This is a genomic window from Pseudomonas rhizoryzae (assembly GCF_005250615.1).
GTDB lineage: Bacteria > Pseudomonadota > Gammaproteobacteria > Pseudomonadales > Pseudomonadaceae > Chryseomonas > Chryseomonas rhizoryzae.
This window is the reverse complement of the sequence record NZ_SULM01000004.1, coordinates 84,359-99,502: the sequence shown is the minus strand read 5'-3', so window position 1 is coordinate 99,502 and position 15,144 is coordinate 84,359. Positions and strand designations below refer to the sequence as shown.

General features: G+C 64.2%; 14 protein-coding genes and 1 pseudogene. 6 read left to right on the top strand and 9 right to left on the bottom strand.

Translation table 11 applies throughout. From position 1 onward, the window contains the following. Positions 1-32: 32 nt before the first annotated feature. The 4 genes and pseudogenes from cprA to FAZ11_RS07020 all read left to right on the top strand — a co-directional run bounded on the left by cprA (position 33) and on the right by FAZ11_RS07020 (position 4,281). Positions 33-1,193, top strand: a complete 1,161-nt coding sequence (gene cprA / locus FAZ11_RS07030; RefSeq protein ID WP_193557181.1) for a cationic peptide resistance protein CprA — start codon at positions 33-35, stop codon at positions 1,191-1,193. A gap of 167 nt (positions 1,194-1,360) precedes the next feature. Continuing rightward, positions 1,361-2,488: pseudogene (locus FAZ11_RS25355) on the top strand (HAMP domain-containing protein); the annotation flags it as partial. A 3-nt stretch (positions 2,489-2,491) separates the two neighbouring features. Then, on the top strand, positions 2,492-3,346 hold the full coding sequence (locus tag FAZ11_RS25350) for a methyl-accepting chemotaxis protein (protein ID WP_420849727.1): 855 nt from the start codon (positions 2,492-2,494) through the stop codon (positions 3,344-3,346). Between the two features lie 11 nt (positions 3,347-3,357). Continuing rightward, on the top strand, positions 3,358-4,281 hold the full coding sequence (locus FAZ11_RS07020; RefSeq protein ID WP_058767263.1) for a sugar ABC transporter substrate-binding protein: 924 nt from the start codon (positions 3,358-3,360) through the stop codon (positions 4,279-4,281). Here the strand turns inward: FAZ11_RS07020 and FAZ11_RS07015 are convergent. After that, positions 4,226-5,164 carry a bestrophin family protein gene (locus FAZ11_RS07015; RefSeq protein WP_058761000.1) on the bottom strand — a complete coding sequence of 313 codons (939 nt, stop codon included), beginning with the start codon at positions 5,162-5,164 and terminating at the stop codon, positions 4,226-4,228. The two genes, FAZ11_RS07020 and FAZ11_RS07015, sit on opposite strands and share 56 nt — an antisense overlap. A 272-nt stretch (positions 5,165-5,436) precedes the next feature. On the opposite strand from FAZ11_RS07015, the gene FAZ11_RS07010 reads away from it, so the two are divergent. Beyond that, entirely contained in the window at positions 5,437-6,066 is a 630-nt protein-coding gene (locus FAZ11_RS07010; RefSeq protein WP_058773522.1) for a DsbA family oxidoreductase, read from the top strand. Here the strand turns inward: FAZ11_RS07010 and def are convergent. Continuing rightward, positions 6,063-6,602 (bottom strand): peptide deformylase, encoded by a 540-nt coding sequence (def, locus tag FAZ11_RS07005; protein ID WP_058761002.1) that lies wholly within the window; start codon positions 6,600-6,602, stop codon positions 6,063-6,065. The genes FAZ11_RS07010 and def overlap by 4 nt on opposite strands. Positions 6,603-6,656: 54 nt before the next feature. Between def and FAZ11_RS07000 the strand changes: the two genes are divergently transcribed. Further along, positions 6,657-7,847, top strand: coding sequence for a serine hydrolase domain-containing protein (locus FAZ11_RS07000; RefSeq protein ID WP_058773523.1), 1,191 nt, complete (start codon positions 6,657-6,659; stop codon positions 7,845-7,847). Here FAZ11_RS07000 and FAZ11_RS06995 read toward each other — a convergent pair. From FAZ11_RS06995 to FAZ11_RS06970, 7 genes are all read right to left on the bottom strand, one after another. Then, positions 7,835-8,677: a hypothetical protein gene (locus tag FAZ11_RS06995; RefSeq protein WP_058773524.1), complete on the bottom strand. Its 843-nt coding sequence runs from the start codon at positions 8,675-8,677 to the stop codon at positions 7,835-7,837. The two genes, FAZ11_RS07000 and FAZ11_RS06995, sit on opposite strands and share 13 nt — an antisense overlap. A gap of 5 nt (positions 8,678-8,682) precedes the next feature. After that, entirely contained in the window at positions 8,683-9,585 is a 903-nt protein-coding gene (locus FAZ11_RS06990) for a response regulator (RefSeq protein WP_058761005.1), read from the bottom strand. A 76-nt stretch (positions 9,586-9,661) separates the two neighbouring features. After that, entirely contained in the window at positions 9,662-9,829 is a 168-nt protein-coding gene (locus FAZ11_RS24660; RefSeq protein ID WP_158295293.1) for a hypothetical protein, read from the bottom strand. Positions 9,830-9,939: 110 nt separating this feature from the next. Then, the gene (locus FAZ11_RS06985; protein ID WP_058773526.1) at positions 9,940-10,497 is read right to left on the bottom strand and encodes a hypothetical protein; all 558 of its coding nucleotides are present in this window, start codon (positions 10,495-10,497) and stop codon (positions 9,940-9,942) included. Between the two features lie 429 nt (positions 10,498-10,926). Further along, the gene (gene pepN, locus FAZ11_RS06980) at positions 10,927-13,566 is read right to left on the bottom strand and encodes an aminopeptidase N (RefSeq protein WP_058773527.1); all 2,640 of its coding nucleotides are present in this window, start codon (positions 13,564-13,566) and stop codon (positions 10,927-10,929) included. 12 nt (positions 13,567-13,578) lie between these two features. After that, complete coding sequence (locus FAZ11_RS06975) at positions 13,579-14,412, bottom strand: DUF2797 domain-containing protein (protein ID WP_058773528.1); 834 nt, start codon at positions 14,410-14,412, stop codon at positions 13,579-13,581. Positions 14,413-14,497: 85 nt separating this feature from the next. Next, positions 14,498-14,761 (bottom strand): YeaC family protein, encoded by a 264-nt coding sequence (locus tag FAZ11_RS06970; protein ID WP_058761011.1) that lies wholly within the window; start codon positions 14,759-14,761, stop codon positions 14,498-14,500. Positions 14,762-15,144 lie beyond the last annotated feature (383 nt).

Genomic DNA, 15,144 nt, shown 5'->3' with positions numbered 1-15,144 from the left:
CAACCACGTTCACCCCAACCAGGGCTATCGCCATGCCGCTTTCCGCTTCGTCCAGCTCCTCGATCCACTTCTCCCCTACCCCACGCCGCATTCTCGTCACGGGTGCCACTGGCTTCCTCGGCGGGGCTGTGACCTTGCGTCTGATGGAGCTGGGACATGTCGAGGGGCTGAGATTCCTGGTCCGTGCCGCCAACCAGGCTGAAGGGCTGGAGCGCCTGCTGCATAACCTGCGGGTACACGATATCGATGAGCGCGTGGCCGAACGGCTGACGCCTGAGCAGATCCTCTGTGGTGACCTGCTGGATACCCAGTGGATCGAGGCGGCGCTACCGCAATTGACGGCGCTGGACGAGGTCATCAACTGTGCGGCCGTGGCCTCCTTCTCGCGTAATCCGAAGATCTGGCCGGTCAACGTCGACGGCACCTTCGCCCTCGCCCAGGCCTGTGCCCAGTCCAAGCGCCTGAAACGCTTCCTGCACGTGAGCACGGCCATGGCCTGTGGCCCGCAGCGTCAGTCACCGGTCGCCGAGACCTGGGATTTCCCGGAGCCAGAAGAGCAACTGGTGGACTACACCGCCTCCAAGGCAGCCATCGAGCTGAAGTTGCGCAACGAGCTGCCGCAGCTGCCGCTGGTGGTCGCGCGTCCATCCATCGTGGTGGGCCATCGCCGTTCCGGCTGCAAGGCGTCGGGCAGTATCTTCTGGGTGTTCCGCATGGGCTTCGCCCTGGAGCGTTTCACCTGCGGACTGGACGAGCAGATCGACGTGATCCCGGTGGACTACTGTGCCGAGGCGCTGGTGGAGCTGGCGCTCAAGCCCTCGCTCAACTACAGCCTGTACCACATCTCCGCGGGCCATGCCGGGGCCTGTACCTTCGGCGAAATCGACCAGGCCTATGCCGGTGCCATGGGTGACGCCCCTGTCGGCGAGCGCTATCGGCAGGTTGACAGTGCCGATCTCAAGGAGCTGGCGGCGGATTTCAACGAACGCATCGGCCCGGCGAATCCGCGCCTGGTGCTGCGCGCACTGAAACTCTATGGCGGCTTCGCCGACCTGAACTACCTGTTCGACAACCAGCGCCTGCTGGAAGAAGGCATCTCCGCCCCGCCGCGCTTTACCGACTATCTGGACGTCTGCGTGCATTCCTCGCGGGACATCAGCATCCCCACGCAGATGCAATGGGACTTCAAATAGATCGCCCTCGCGAAATATTTTGTAAACTTTTCTAAAGCCTGCGCCAGGGTTGCCGATAGCCTGGCAGCGGGTTGGCAGATCGTGCCAAGGGTAGGTCGAGGGAAGCGACTGTAGCCGTTTCCGCGACCCGCCCCATCCCGCGGACCTTTCAATCCGGGGATACAATAATGACAATCCTGCAACGCGTGGTCGGCGGTTTCGGCCTGCTGCTGTTGGTACTGCTCGGCATCGTCGCGGTCAGCTACCGCAGCACCTCTTCGATCCAGGAGCGCCTGGCGGTCATCACCGATCAGTCCGCCCCCCTCGGCCATGCCAGCAGCGAGCTTGGCGTGCGCATCCTCAGCGCCAACCAGGCCATTCTCAGCCTGCTGGCCGCCAAGGACGAGGCGCAGGTAACCACCTTCCTCAAGACCTTCAACGAGCAAATCAAGAGCTACGACGAGGCGCTCGGCCAGATTCCGGCGCTGCTCGACGGCTATCCACAGCTGGCTTCCACCCTGCAGCAGGAGCGCGAGCTGGGCCAGAGCTACGCGACTCAGGGCCGTCAATTGGCGCAGCTCCAACAAGAGGACCTGGCCAAACAAGACGCCGTCGCGACGCTGCAAGGCTATGCCACGCCCGAAGGCAATCGCCTGGTGCGCTATCTGCAAACCTACGCCGCCCAACAGAAGGCCAACAATGCCGCCGAGGCGGCGCGTCTCGCCGATCTGCTGCAGCTGGAAGTGACCAAGGCCTACGGCGGTTTCGCCAGCCAGGCGGTCAAACCGGAGCTGGCCCAACTGGATCGCACCCTCAAGGGTCAAGCCGAGGTGATCCAAGACCGTCTCAAGGCGCTGGCTGCTGTCGATGCCCAGACCGCCCGCCATGCCGGCGTGATGGTCACCGCCCTGCTGCATGACCTGGAGGCACCGGACGGCCTCTATCAGGCCTACCGCCAGCAAGACGCCCTGCAGACGCGACTGAACGCCCAGCGCCAGACCACCGACCAGGCACTGACGGCGGTGCTGGCCAAACTGGACGAACTCAGCAGTCAGGCCGTGGACATGGCGCGCCAGAGCAAGCAGGACACCGATGCCACGGTGCACACCAGCCGCCTGGTGCTGCTGCTCGCCAGCGCCGTCGCGGTTGCCGCCGCCCTGCTGATCGGTTTCTGGGTGGCGCGCGGACTGCGCGGCCCACTCCGGCGGTTCCGCGAGGCACTGCGCCAGGTCACCGCCGGCGACCTGCGGGTCCGTTTCGATACCGGTAACAGAGACGAATTCGGTGAATTGGGCGGCTATCTCAACGAACTCACCCAGATGCTGCGCACCACCTTCGGCCAACTCACCCAATCCGCCGACGACCTGGCACGGACCGCCGACGAGAACGCTGCGGTCAGCAGCCGTACCACCGCCGCGGTGGAGGCCCAGACCCAGCATCTGGAGTCGACATCCTCAGCGATGACCCAGATGGAGAGCACGGTCCAGGAAGTCGCCCGGCGCGCACACGAGACCCGCGAAGCCGTCGACCAGACGATCACCCTCACCCAGCGGGTGCATACGACGGTGAGTGACACCATCAGCGGCATCCAGCAGCAGGCCGAACAGATCCAGCGCGCGGCCGGCGCGACCCATGAGTTGCAGGGCTATGGCCAGAGCATCGACGGGATCGTCGATGCCATCCGCACCATCGCCGAACAGACCAATCTGCTGGCCCTCAACGCCGCTATCGAGGCGGCGCGGGCCGGTGAGCAGGGCCGTGGCTTCGCGGTGGTGGCCGATGAGGTGCGTTCCCTGGCCAGCCGCACCCAGGGCTCCACTGGCGAGATCCAGCAGATGATCGAGCAGATGCAGCAGAAGATCCAATCGGTGGTCAGCGTCATGGGCACCAGCCAGACGCTGTCGGACGACTGCGTGCAACGTGCCTCCGGCTCCCAGCAGGCGTTGCAGGTGATGAGCGAGGCGGTGGCGACCATCCGCGAGATGAACGTGCAGATCGCTACCGCGACCGAGCAGCAGAGCGCCACGGTGCAGGAAACCAATCGCATGATGGTGCATATCAGCACCGCCGCCACCCAGGTGGCCCAGGGCGCGGAGGACACCGCGCGCAGCAGCGATGACCTGGCGCAGATGGCCCAGGGGCAACGTCAACTCCTGCATCGCTTCAGCGTGTGAAGGACCTAGCCATGACTCACATCCGTTTCAGCTCCCTGCTCGTCACCTTGCTCGCCACTGCCTGGTTGACCCCAGCTTTCGCGACCACGCCCCTGATCGGGATCGCCACCGCCAAAAGCGACAACTTCCAGAATCTGCTGCGCAGCAGCATGGAACAGCACGCCAGCCAGCTCGGGGTGGACACCTTCGTGGAGGACGCCAACAATGACCCGGTCCTGCAGCAGCGCCAGGTGAAGAATCTGATCGCCGCCAAGGTCGATGCCATCATCGTGCTGCCCACCGACATCAAGGCCGCACCGGAGCTACTGCGCGAGGCGACCGCCGCCGGCATTCCCATCGTGCTGCTAAATCGTCAGTACATACCCGAGCAATGGCCGCCCAAGGCTGCCTATGTCGGCTCCAACGAGCTGGAATCCGGCACCTTGCAAATGGAAGAGCTGGCGCGGCGGGCCCACTACCGCGGCAAGGTGGCCATCCTGGTGGGCGACCCCAACAATCCCTCCTCGCGGATGCGTACCGAGGATGTGGAAAAGGTGGTCGCCAAGTATCCCGACATGCAGGTGGTGCAGAAGACCACCGCCAACTGGGAGCGCAGCCAGGCGACCGACGCCGTCGCCGACTGGCTGAAGAAGGGGGTGGACTTCAACATCATCGCCGCCAACAACGACGAGATGGCCATTGGCGCCATTCGCGGGTTGGAGAAGGCGGGCAAGGACCCCAAGGCTTATCTCATCGGCGGCATCGATGCCACGCCGGAGGCCTTGCAGGAGATGCGCGCCGGCAAGCTGCAGGTGACCGTGCTGCAGGATGCCAAGGGCCAGGGCGGCACGGCCATCGACGTGGCCCTGGCGATGTTCCAGGGCCAGCCGGTGCAGTCGGTCAGCTGGATTCCTTTTCGTCTGATAACGCCCGACAGTCTTGAACAATCTCGCTGACCGAGGCATAGCCACTGCGCGCATCCCGCAGCATGGTGCGCAGGTTACCTTCGATGGTGCTACAGATGGTGCCCATGGTGATCTGGTGCCGGCTGCGCTGGAAGGGACTCTGCAGATCGGTCCCGACCTTCTCCAGGGCCAGGAACATGAAGCCAACCACGGTGGAGGCCAGCGGGGTATACCACTCCAGGCTCTCCACCAAGCCGATGGGCATCAGCACGCAGAACAGGAAGATGAACAGCCGGGGAAAATTGACGTAGGGATAGGGCAAGGGCGTATTGGCGATCCGCTCCATTCCGCCTTGCCAGTTCGACATGTCGACGAAGGTGGCTTCCAGGCGCTCCAGGCGAATGCTGTCCAGCCGCCTTGCGCGGTACTCGATGGCGATGAGGTTGGCCGATCCGCTCAGGATGGCGTTGGCGAAATTATTGGTTTCCTTGCGCATCGCCCACTCTTCCTTGCCCAGGTAGTTCTTCACTTCCTTGGGCAAGGAATCGCCGCTGAGCTGGCAGGCCAGGCAGCGTACATAGGCCAGATGACGCTCGATGAGCACCGTCTTGATACTGTTGAAGCGCTCGTCGCCGTCATCGATCAGCGTCAACACCTGGCGGCCGAAGCTGCGTGAGCTGTTGACCATGCCGCCCCAGAGGGTACGTGCCTCCCACCAGCGCTGATAGGCGCTGGTGTTGCGAAAGCTGGTCAGCACGATGAGCGCCGAGCCGATCAAGGTAAGCGGGATACTGGGCAACTGGGCCCGGTGGTCGACGAAGATCATGTAGTCGACCGTCACGGCGATGTCCCACAACAACAGCCAGAAGACCGACCAGCCGACGTAGGAAAAGGTTTGCCGAAGGAAGGTCAGTTTGCGCTCGATAAAACCCACGGTGTCAGCCCTTATCGCCTGAAAGGAGGTGCTGGCATACGAACCCCGAGCGCGACGCAGGTTCAGCGCAGGCCTCTGGAACGAGGCTCGCCACGCATTTCTGGCAAGGCGGTGGCCTCTTTGGTTTCCAGATGTGAAGCCTTGGCTGACGGGCGCAGGCAAGGCGCGCTCACAGCCTGCTGTACAGCCCCTGCTCCGGTAATAGGTGCTTCAAGCGAACATCCACGGCCAATGGTGGTCCGACGGTCACCATGCCCTTCCGGAGCACTGCCATGACCGCCTCCCCGCGCGTTCGTCTGGATGTCTGGAGCGATTACGTCTGCCCCTTCTGTTATCTGGCACTGCCTCAGCTGGTGCGATTGCAGAAGGAATTCGGCGACCGCCTGGCGATCGAGTGGCACGCCTTCGAATTGCGGCCGGACCCCACCCCTACCCTCGATCCGGCGGGTGACTATCTGCGGCGCACCTGGGACCGGGCCGTCTATCCGCTGGCGGCCGAATACGGCATGACGCTACGGCTGCCACCGGTGCAACCGCGTAGCCGGCTGGCCCTGGAGGCGGCGGAATTCGCGCGTGAGCATGACCACTTCGAGCCCTTCCACCTGGCGGTGTTCCAGGCGTTCTTCGAGGATGGCCGCGACATCGGTGACCTGGCCGTACTCAGCGAGCTGGCCCGGCGCAGCGGTCTCGATGCCCAGGCGCTGGAAAGCAGCCTGAGCCGTGGCGACTACACCGACCTGGTCCTGCATGCCGAGGACCGCGCCGAAGCCCTGGGAATCACCGCGGTACCGACCCTATTGCTACGACCCGCAGCGGCGCCCATCGAAGCGGCCCAGGCTCTGGATGGTGCCGTACCCTTCGCTCAGTTGGCGGCAGCGGTACGGGCCCAACTCGAGGCCTAGCGTTGCGCCGCGGGTTCCAACTCGGGAAACAGCACCTCGCTGAAGCCAAAGCGGGCGAAGTCCTGGATGCGCGAGGGATAGAGACGACCGATCAGGTGATCGTATTCGTGCAGCACCACCCGGGCATGGAAGCCCTCGGCCTCCTGCTCCACCGGTCGACCCTCGCCATCCACACCCCGGTAACGAATGCGCCGCGCCCGGGGTACCTCGCCACGTAGTCCGGGAATGGACAGGCAACCCTCCCAGCCCAGTTCCTCGGTGGCATCCAGCACCTCGATCCGCGGATTGATCAGGACTTGCAGAGGTACCGGCGCCGCGTGCGGATAGCGTGCATTGCGCTCGAAGCCGAACACCATGAGCTGCAGGTCTTCGCCGATCTGCGGCGCGGCAAGGCCCACGCCAGAGGCGGCGGCCATGGTCTCGAACAGGTCCTGGATCAGCGCCTTTAGCTCAGGCGAGCCCAGGCGTTCGGCCGCAACCGGCGGTGCTACGCGCAGCAGGCGTGGATCACCCATCTTCAAAATGTCGCGAATCATGCGAGGATTCCTCCTTTGGCTGGTCTGCCAGTATCGGCAAGGAGCTTAAACCAGATGTCTTCCCTACTGCTCGCCAGTGCGCTCGGCCTCGGCCTGGGTGCCCCCCTCGCCCAGACCCAAGACGCCGAACTGGCCGCGCGCCTGGATCCGATCCTGGAGCGCGCCGTCGCCCAACAGCGCATCGTCGGTACCGTGGTCATGGTCGCTCGCCAGGGACGGCTGGTGTATCACCGGGCGGCAGGTTTCGCCGATCGGGAAGCGGGACGCGCGATGCAAGAGGATCAGTTGTTCCGCTTCGCCTCCCTGACCAAACCCCTGGTGGCCGTCACCGCGCTGCGTCTCGCCGATCAGGGCCGTCTGGACCTGCACGCCCCAGTCAGCCGTTACCTGCCCTATTTCACCACGCGGCTGGCCGATGGCACTCCGGCAGTGCCTACCCTGGCGCAATTGCTGAGCCACACCGCCGGTCTGCATTACGGCTTCAGTGAAGACGCGGACGGCCCTTACCATCGCGCCGGGGTATCCGACGGCCTCGATGGCGCCCCCCTGACCCTGGACGAGAACCTGCGCCGCCTGGCCGGGGTTCCGCTGGACTTCCCGCCAGGCAGTGCCTGGTGCTATTCCCTCGGGTTGGATGTGCTGGGCGGTGTCCTGCAGGCCGCTACCGGCCTGCCGCTGCCCGAGGTGGTGAACTCTGAGGTGGCGATCCCGCTCGGGCTGAGCGACCTTTCCTTCCAGGTGACCGATCCCGGGCGTCTCGCCACGGCCTATCGCGACGGCTATCCCCGCCCCGAGCCCATGAGCGAACCCTATCTGCTGCCCATGCCGACGGGCGGCATCCTCTATTCGCCGGCACGGGCCTTCTCGGCGGACGCCTTTCCTTCCGGTGGCGGCGGCATGCAAGGCAGCGCGGGGGACTATCTGACCTTTCTGGAGGGCGTGCGGCAGGGCCTGCTGCTATCGCCGGCCAGCCAGCGGCTGTTCGTGGAAGACCAGATACCCGGGCTGCAACGCGACGATGCGCCGGGCTGGGGCTTCAGCCTTGGCGCCGCCGTGCTGCGCGATGCGCAGTTGGCGACGACCCCGCAGACGCCAGGTACCTTGCGCTGGGGTGGCGTCTACGGCAACGCCTGGTTCATCGATCCCGCCCGCGAGCTGAGCGTGGTGATCCTGACCAACACGGCCATCGCCGGCATGGCCGGTCCCTTCCCCGATGCCATACGCGATGCCCTCTACGCCGACTGACTGGTCTCCAACCTGGCCTGCAGGAGCTGCAACTGCTCCCGCAGCGCAGCGTGTTCGCGCTGCAAGGCCTGGTAGTCGTCGGTGACGGCATCGGTATCGATATACACCTGCTCGATGAACTGCTTTTCCACCAGGGTACGCGACAGCTTGGCGCGCTCTTCCTCCAGGCTTTCGCGCAGGGTTTCCAGCTCGTGCTTGACCTCCTCGTCCACCTCGGACGCCGCTACTTCCACGGGTACATTGTGCTGCCGCCGCAGTTGCGCAAGCTCGATACCCAACCGCTCCACGGTCGCCTTTAGTCCGTCGCGCTCCTGGCGCGTCTCGATCAGTTGGTCTTGCAAGCGATCATGCCTTTGGGTCATGCGCCGCAAGTTGGCTTCGGCACCACGCATCTCGCGATTTTGACTGTGCAGATTGGTGACCAGCTTGTGCGCCCGATCGAGCTTGGCCTTGAGATCGCCCAGCTTGAATTCGAACTCTTCACGATTGGAGAGCAGGTCATCGATCTGCGGCTGATTGGTCTTCTTCCAATCGGGATAGGCGGCGCCATCGACCTCGTCGAGCCGGCCGACCAGATCGAGGCTGTCGGTCATGGTCTGCCCCAGCGGCACGACGTTCTGCCGTTGCGCCGACTCGATCAATCCCGCGGCGACCTGGGCCGGCGCATCGGACGTGGAAGCTTCGTTGGCTTCACCGGCCTCGGCGATGACAACCGGGGCAGCACGCGGGAAAAGCCGCTGCCAGAGCAAGCTCAAGACCAACGCGATCAGCAGGACGTTGGACGCGGTAACCAGCAGAAAACCCCACTCGACGAACCGCGAGTCGGCCATGGCGCTCAGCTCAACAGCAAGGCAATGAAGCCGTCACCCAGTCCTGGGAAGGACAGGCTGAAATCGGCACGTCCGTTGTTCTGCCGCCAGAGACTGTAGAGTTTCTCGAAGGGCTTCTGGACCAGATGGCTGGTGCTGAGGACGAGCGGCGCGCCGCCCTTGCCCGCGGAAATCATCCCATTGAGATCAGCCAGGAAGGCCGCGGCATTCTCGTAGATTTCCCGGCTCAAGGTGGCACTGGCGATAGCGGAGTGAATGACCGCTGGCGAGAATCCGGCGAGCGAGCCGCCCAGGATACAGGCCGCATTGAGGTCCAGCAGGCACACCGCTTCCAATGCCTTGCTCTGCGGATGACTGTAGATACCGATCAGATAAGGCAAGCTGAGGCGATCGACCGGAATAGGCGCCATGGGCTCGATATGACAGACGATCGACGACAGCCCCAGCAGCTTGTGGATGACCTGCGGATCGGGATTGAAGCGTACCGGTACCGACAGGCTTTCCCGTCCCGAAGACTCGATGGCCTTCTCGGCACTGGCGCCATCCTGCAGCACCGTGAGCACCGCCTGCTGCAAGGTTTCCTGGGTGAAGGGCTTGGTGACGACGAAAGAGGCACCATTGCGATAGGCCTCCTCGACATGGCGCGCCGAGGACTCGGTGGTGACGAAGCCGACATGGATATCGGTACTGAAGCTTTGGCGGATCGCCTGGAGCAATTCGAGGCCAGTCATGCCGGGCATGTGCCAGTCGGTCAACACCAGGTTGGGCGTCCAGGCTTGCAACAATGTCAGGGCTTCCTCTCCGGTGGAAGCCACCCGCAGCTCGGCATCCTTGTAACCGGTATTCGCGAGGATGCGCTTGATGATGGTCTGCACCGCCTTGCTGTCGTCTACCACGAGGAACTTCATGACCCTTCCTTGCTTTGAGAACCGGTTATCACCGCGGCGAGCATACGCCACGGCGGCCAACTTAAATCGATATCACTTAGCCACTAATCGCCAGAAGGTTGCCTTTTGGCGATATCAAGTCATCGGTTGGCGGAACTTTATCTTCGATCAGCAAAAACGGCAGTTCAAGTACGGTACAGAACAGTCCCAACAGCTCTAACTCGGCGCTTTTCACCTTGCTATCCGCTTCGATCAGCGAGATCAAGCCTTCCAGGACCAGCGTACGTGCCTGGGGTGTCAATGACCCCAATTGGCACAGGGAATGCTCCAGTGCCGGGCGCTAGGGTCGTGGCGTCTCTGCGACTTCGCCGACATTCAATCCGGCTTGCGAACGTGCTGGACTTCCACCATCAGGGCATCACGCTCCTGGCGGATCTGGCTCAGGGTGGTCTGGGTCCGAGTCAACTCTTCCTGCAGACGCTGGGCGTGGGCTTCGGAAGCGCGCAGCTCGCGATTCTGGGCACGCAGCCCGGTCACCACCTTGTGGGCGCGGGCGAGCTTCGCGACCATGTTGTCCACCTTGAGCTCCAAGGCTTCGCGATGCGACAGCAACTCCGCGACATAGGGATCGTCGCTCTTCTTCCAGGTGGGATAGTTTTCGTCGTAAACCTCTTCCGGACCTTCGTCGAAAATGTCGAGGCTACGGTTCGCAGCTGGGCGGCTGGGTGGCGGCTCCTGCTGGGTATCGGCAGGCAGGCTGCCAACCTCCTCCGGGACGGCAGGGGCCTGCTCCTCGCTGGCAGGTTCGATCTTGGGCGTGGCGTCGCTGGGGAAGTAGCGCTGCCAGAGGAGGAACACGACCAGGGCGATCAGCAATATGTTGCACAGGGTAATCAGGAAGAATCCCCAATCCATCAGCCGTGCATGATCCATCTGCTGCTCCGTTCGCTACACCGGTAACGCCGCCTGGTAGGTCTTGAAATCAATCTCGAGAGCTAGCCCCAGTGGCTGGCCGGCACCTTTCAGCGGGATGGGATCCACGCCGGGACGCTCAGCCCGAAAGAAAGTGATTTGAATACAAATCATCACCTTAGATCATCTCCAGCAGCCAAGCGGCAGATTTGCAGGGACGATTCGCCTGTAAAGGGCCTGAGCGAGGGCTTTTCCAGCGGAGGGGCGACGCAGAGGACAGCGTCAACTCGGCGTAACAGCCGCTACTGGCAACCCGCCAAAGCCGCTCGCTAGAGCACCGGGCGGTGATGAGTACTGCAGAAGGCAGCAGGAAAACGCGGGAGGGAGATAGTGCAACTGAAGCTGTTGGCCTGCGGCGCGCACCGCAGACCAACGCTCGGTCAGGCCGTATTACGCCAGGCTCTTGCTCACCACCTCGTAGACATCGCTGGACAGCTCGCCGCTGGCCAGGATGCGTTCCAGCTCGGCACGCATCAGCGCCTGGCGTTCCGGTGTGTACTTCTTCCAACGGGTCAGGGGCGTGAGCAGGCGCGAGGCGATCTGCGGGTTGAGGCGATTGAGGGTGATGATCTGGTCGGCCAGGAAACGATAGCCGCTGCCGTCCTCGGCGTGGAAGTTGACCAGGTTGGCGTTGGCGAAGGCGCCGATCAGGGCCCGGACCTTGTTGGGGTTCTTCAGGGTGAAGACCGGGTTTTCCATCAGCGCCTGGACGCGCGCCAGGCCGCCTGGCAGCGGGCTGGATGCCTGGACGCTGAGCCAGGTGTCCATCACCAGCGGATCGGCCTTGAACTCTTCGAAGAAGCGCGCCAGGACGTCGGCCTTTTCCTGTTCGAAGCCGGAATTGACCAGGGCGCTCAGGGCGGCCAGGCGCTCGGTCATGTTGTCGGCGTTATCGAATTGCTCCAGGGCGGCGTCGCGGGCTTCCGGCTCTTCCAGCAGCATCAGGTAGCCGAGGGCGGCGTTCTGCAGACTGCGGCGGGCGATGTGGTCGGCACTGGCCTGGTAAGGCGTGGCGCGCGACTCCTCGCGGGCACGGCGATAGCGCTGCCAGAGCACGTCACGCAGGGCCTCGGCGATGGCGCGGCGGGCCTGGCGGCGGGCGCCGTGGATGGCACTCGGATCGGCCTGTTCGGCCAGTTCCACCAGGTAGGCCTCGGCCGGCAGCGAGAGCATCTCGGCGACCATGGCCGGATCCAGGGACTCGTCCGCGGCGACGGTGCGCAGGGCCTCCACCAGGCGGGTATCCAGCGGCTGGCCGGCGATCATGTCTTGCAGTACCTGCACGGCCAGCTGCTGACCGGCGTCCCAGCGGTTGAAGCCGTCGCTGTCGTGCTGCATGAGGAAGGTCAGCTGCTCGCGGCTGTAGGGGAAGCTGAGCTTGACCGGCGCGGAGAAGCCGCGCAGCAGCGAAGGCAGCGGCCGCTCGGGCACGTCGACGAAGGTGAAGGTCTGCTCGGCCTGGGTGACCGACAGGACCCGGTCGGTGCCCTGGGCCGCGCCCTCGCCTGCCAGGCGCAGCGGCAGCTCGCGACCCTGACCATCGAGCAGGCCCAACTGGACCGGAATGACGAAGGGTTCCTTGGTCGGCTGGCCCGGGGTGGGCGGGCAGCTCTGGCGGAAGGTCAGGCTGTAGGTCTTGGCCGCGGCATCGTAGCTGTCGCTGACCGCCAGGCGCGGGGTACCGGATTGGCTGTACCAGCGCTTGAATTGGCTGAAGTCGGCGCCGTTGGCATCTTCCAGGGCCTTGACGAAGTCGTCGCAGGTGACCGCCTGGCCATCATGGCGCTCGAAGTAGAGATCGGTGCCCTTGCGGAAGCCGTCCGGGCCCAGCAGGGTGTGCAGCATGCGCACCACCTCGGCGCCCTTCTCGTACACCGTCAGGGTGTAGAAGTTGGAGATCTCGATGAAGTGATCCGGGCGCACCGGGTGGGCCATGGGGCCGGCGTCTTCGGCGAACTGGTTGGTGCGCAGGAAGGCGACGTCCTCGATGCGCTTGACCGTCGGCGAGTTCATGTCGGAGCTGAAGCCGGCGTCGCGGAACACCGTGAAGCCTTCCTTGAGCGATAGCTGGAACCAGTCGCGGCAGGTCACGCGATTGCCCGACCAGTTGTGGAAGTACTCGTGGGCGACGATGGCCTCGACGCGCTGGTGGGCGGCGTCGGTAGCGGTGCGCGGGCTGGCCAGCACGGCGCTGGAGTTGAAGATGTTGAGGCCCTTGTTCTCCATGGCGCCCATGTTGAAGTCGTTCACCGCGACGATCATGAAGATGTCCAGATCGTATTCGCGGCCATAGACCTCTTCGTCCCAGCGCATGGACTTCTTCAGGCTGTCCATGGCGTGCTGCAGCTTGCCGATGTTTTCCGGCTCGACATAGATGCGCAGGGCTACGTCGCGGCCGCTGCCGGTGCGATAGCTGTCTTCCACGCACCAGAGGTCACCGGCGACCAGGGCGAACAGGTAGGCCGGCTTGGGGAAGGGATCTTCCCAGGTGGCCCAGTGGCGACCGCCCTCGACATCGCCGCTGGCAACGGGGTTGCCGTTGGAGAGCAGGATCGGGTACTTGGCCTTGTCGGCCTCCACCGTGGTGGTGAAGACGCTCATCACGTCCGGCCGGTCCAGGTAGTAGGTGATCTTGCGGAAGCCTTCGGCCTCGCACTGGGTGCAGAACATCTTGCCGGACACGTACAGCCCTTCGAGGGCGGTATTGCTCTCGGGATGGATGCGTACCGAGGTCTTGAGCACGAAGGCGTCACCCTGCGGGTGCAGGGTCAGGCTGCCGGCCTCGACCTGGTAGTCACCGGCCGCCAGAGCCTGGTCATCGAGGGCCACCGCCAGCAGTTCCAGTTCCTCACCGTGCAGGACCAGCGGCGGCAGGCCGGCGCCACGCGCCGGGTTGCGCTGCAGCCGCAATTCGGCATGCACTAGGGTCTGGTCGTCGTGCAACTCGAATCTCAGCCGGGTTTCCTCGATGAGGTACTCGGGCGCCTGGTAGTCCTTGAGGTAGATGGTCTGGGGCTGGTCGGTGCGCATGGGCTTACATCCTTACTCGGAAACGGACACGGCCAGCTGGTAGGCCGTGTACTTGCGAATGTTGATCACGCCGGTGTCGAACATCAGGTATTGACCCTTGATGCCCAAGAGCGTGCCTTCCACCACGGGGGTCTTTTCCAGATCCTGGCTGACCACCTTGGTGGGATAGACCGTCACCGGATAATGAATCTCGATGGGTGCCATGTCGACCACCGGCTGGATCGCCTGCAGGCCGAAGCGGCCCTGGAGGTCGTCGAGACCCTGGGCACAGGCGTCGAAAATGCGCTCGCGCACCGCCACCAGGTCTTCCGGTGCGGCGACGCCCTTGAGCATGGCGCGCCAGTTGGTACGGTCGCCCACCTGGCTACGCAGCAGGTCTTCCACCAGACCGGACTGCTGGCGGGTGGCGACCCTCAGGATCGGCAGCGCCTGGTAGGCGCCCTGGTCGATCCAGCGGGTGGGCAGCTGGGTGGCGCGGGTGATGCCCACCTTGAGGCCCGAGGAATTGGCTAGGTAGACCACGTGGGGCACCATGCAATGGGCCTCGCCCCATTCCGGTTCGCGGCAGGTGCCGTGTTCGTAGTGGCACTTCTCCGGGCTGACGATGCAGCTGTCGCACTGGGCCAGGGCGGTGAAGCAGGGATAGCAGTAGCCCTGGCTGAAGCTCTTGCGGGTCTTGCGGCCGCAGTGGGTGCAATGGATGGCGCCCAGGTATTCGAGTCGCACGCGGCGGCCGATCAGCGGATTGACCGGCACCTCCTGGTCATCAAGGCGGAAGGCGTAGTTCACGGGGTCGGCCAGGGTCACGGCCATCTTGCGCAGGGCGCCACGGCCCAGTTCGGTCATCACGGTGATGTTTCTCGATTCTTCAAAATGCGCGAGGTGCCTCTTCGCTGAGCGAAGGGCACCTCGTCGGGCAACGCGCGGACGCTCAGTGAATGGCGTCGGACTTGAACAGGATGTTCTCGATGGGCGCCGACTTGGAGGCGCACTCCTGGGGCCCCATGTAGCCGGTGCGCTGGTCCTCGGGCAGGTGCTTGGCCTCGTAGGCGATCACCGCCTGCAGGCACAGCTCCACCTGGTCGCGGCTCAGCTTGCGGCCATCGGGCCATTTGCCGATTTCCACGGCCAGCTTGAGGCCCTCGTAGATATCGGGGGTGATGTTTTCCAGCATCTGGGCGAAGGATGTCGACATGGGTCGCTCCGGACTCTAGTGAACGGCCAGTTTACCGGGCTACCGGCGGCGGCGCACCTTGCGTGGCTCAATGGTGGTCATAGGTTGTCTCGCCGTTGCCAGGATCGTGGCCAGGGGCCGCTGTAGGTTGGTTGAGACGGCTCCATCGTCGAAGCCCAACGGTGCGATAAGGGGCAGGTCCGTTGGGCTTCGCTGCGCTCAGCCCAACCTACGCGGGTGCCTATCCCGTGGCGTGGAAAACGGCGCAGCCTTTTCCACTGGGGACTTCGTGGCGAGGGGCGCCCTCACCCCAACCCTCTCCCGAGGGGAGAGGGAGCTCGGCGAGCGGGCGTTCGTTTCCATCACCCGGCGAGAACCTGATCGAGCATCGCGCCGCTGCCTTG

What these genes read in the sequence shown, in the direction of transcription:
- FAZ11_RS06995 (WP_058773524.1), bottom strand. Translation starts at nt 8,677, where the DNA reads ATGGCCGACTCGCGGTTCGTCGAGTGGGGTTTTCTGCTGGTTACCGCG.
- FAZ11_RS07010 (WP_058773522.1), top strand. Translation starts at nt 5,437, where the DNA reads ATGACCGCCTCCCCGCGCGTTCGTCTGGATGTCTGGAGCGATTACGTC.
- FAZ11_RS06985 (WP_058773526.1), bottom strand. Translation starts at nt 10,497, where the DNA reads ATGGATCATGCACGGCTGATGGATTGGGGATTCTTCCTGATTACCCTG.
- FAZ11_RS06990 (WP_058761005.1), bottom strand. Translation starts at nt 9,585, where the DNA reads ATGAAGTTCCTCGTGGTAGACGACAGCAAGGCGGTGCAGACCATCATC.
- FAZ11_RS06975 (WP_058773528.1), bottom strand. Translation starts at nt 14,412, where the DNA reads ATGACCGAACTGGGCCGTGGCGCCCTGCGCAAGATGGCCGTGACCCTG.
- FAZ11_RS25350 (WP_420849727.1), top strand. Translation starts at nt 2,492, where the DNA reads ATGCTGCGCACCACCTTCGGCCAACTCACCCAATCCGCCGACGACCTG.
- FAZ11_RS07020 (WP_058767263.1), top strand. Translation starts at nt 3,358, where the DNA reads ATGACTCACATCCGTTTCAGCTCCCTGCTCGTCACCTTGCTCGCCACT.
- FAZ11_RS07000 (WP_058773523.1), top strand. Translation starts at nt 6,657, where the DNA reads ATGTCTTCCCTACTGCTCGCCAGTGCGCTCGGCCTCGGCCTGGGTGCC.
- FAZ11_RS06970 (WP_058761011.1), bottom strand. Translation starts at nt 14,761, where the DNA reads ATGTCGACATCCTTCGCCCAGATGCTGGAAAACATCACCCCCGATATC.
- pepN (WP_058773527.1), bottom strand. Translation starts at nt 13,566, where the DNA reads ATGCGCACCGACCAGCCCCAGACCATCTACCTCAAGGACTACCAGGCG.
- def (WP_058761002.1), bottom strand. Translation starts at nt 6,602, where the DNA reads ATGATTCGCGACATTTTGAAGATGGGTGATCCACGCCTGCTGCGCGTA.
- cprA (WP_193557181.1), top strand. Translation starts at nt 33, where the DNA reads ATGCCGCTTTCCGCTTCGTCCAGCTCCTCGATCCACTTCTCCCCTACC.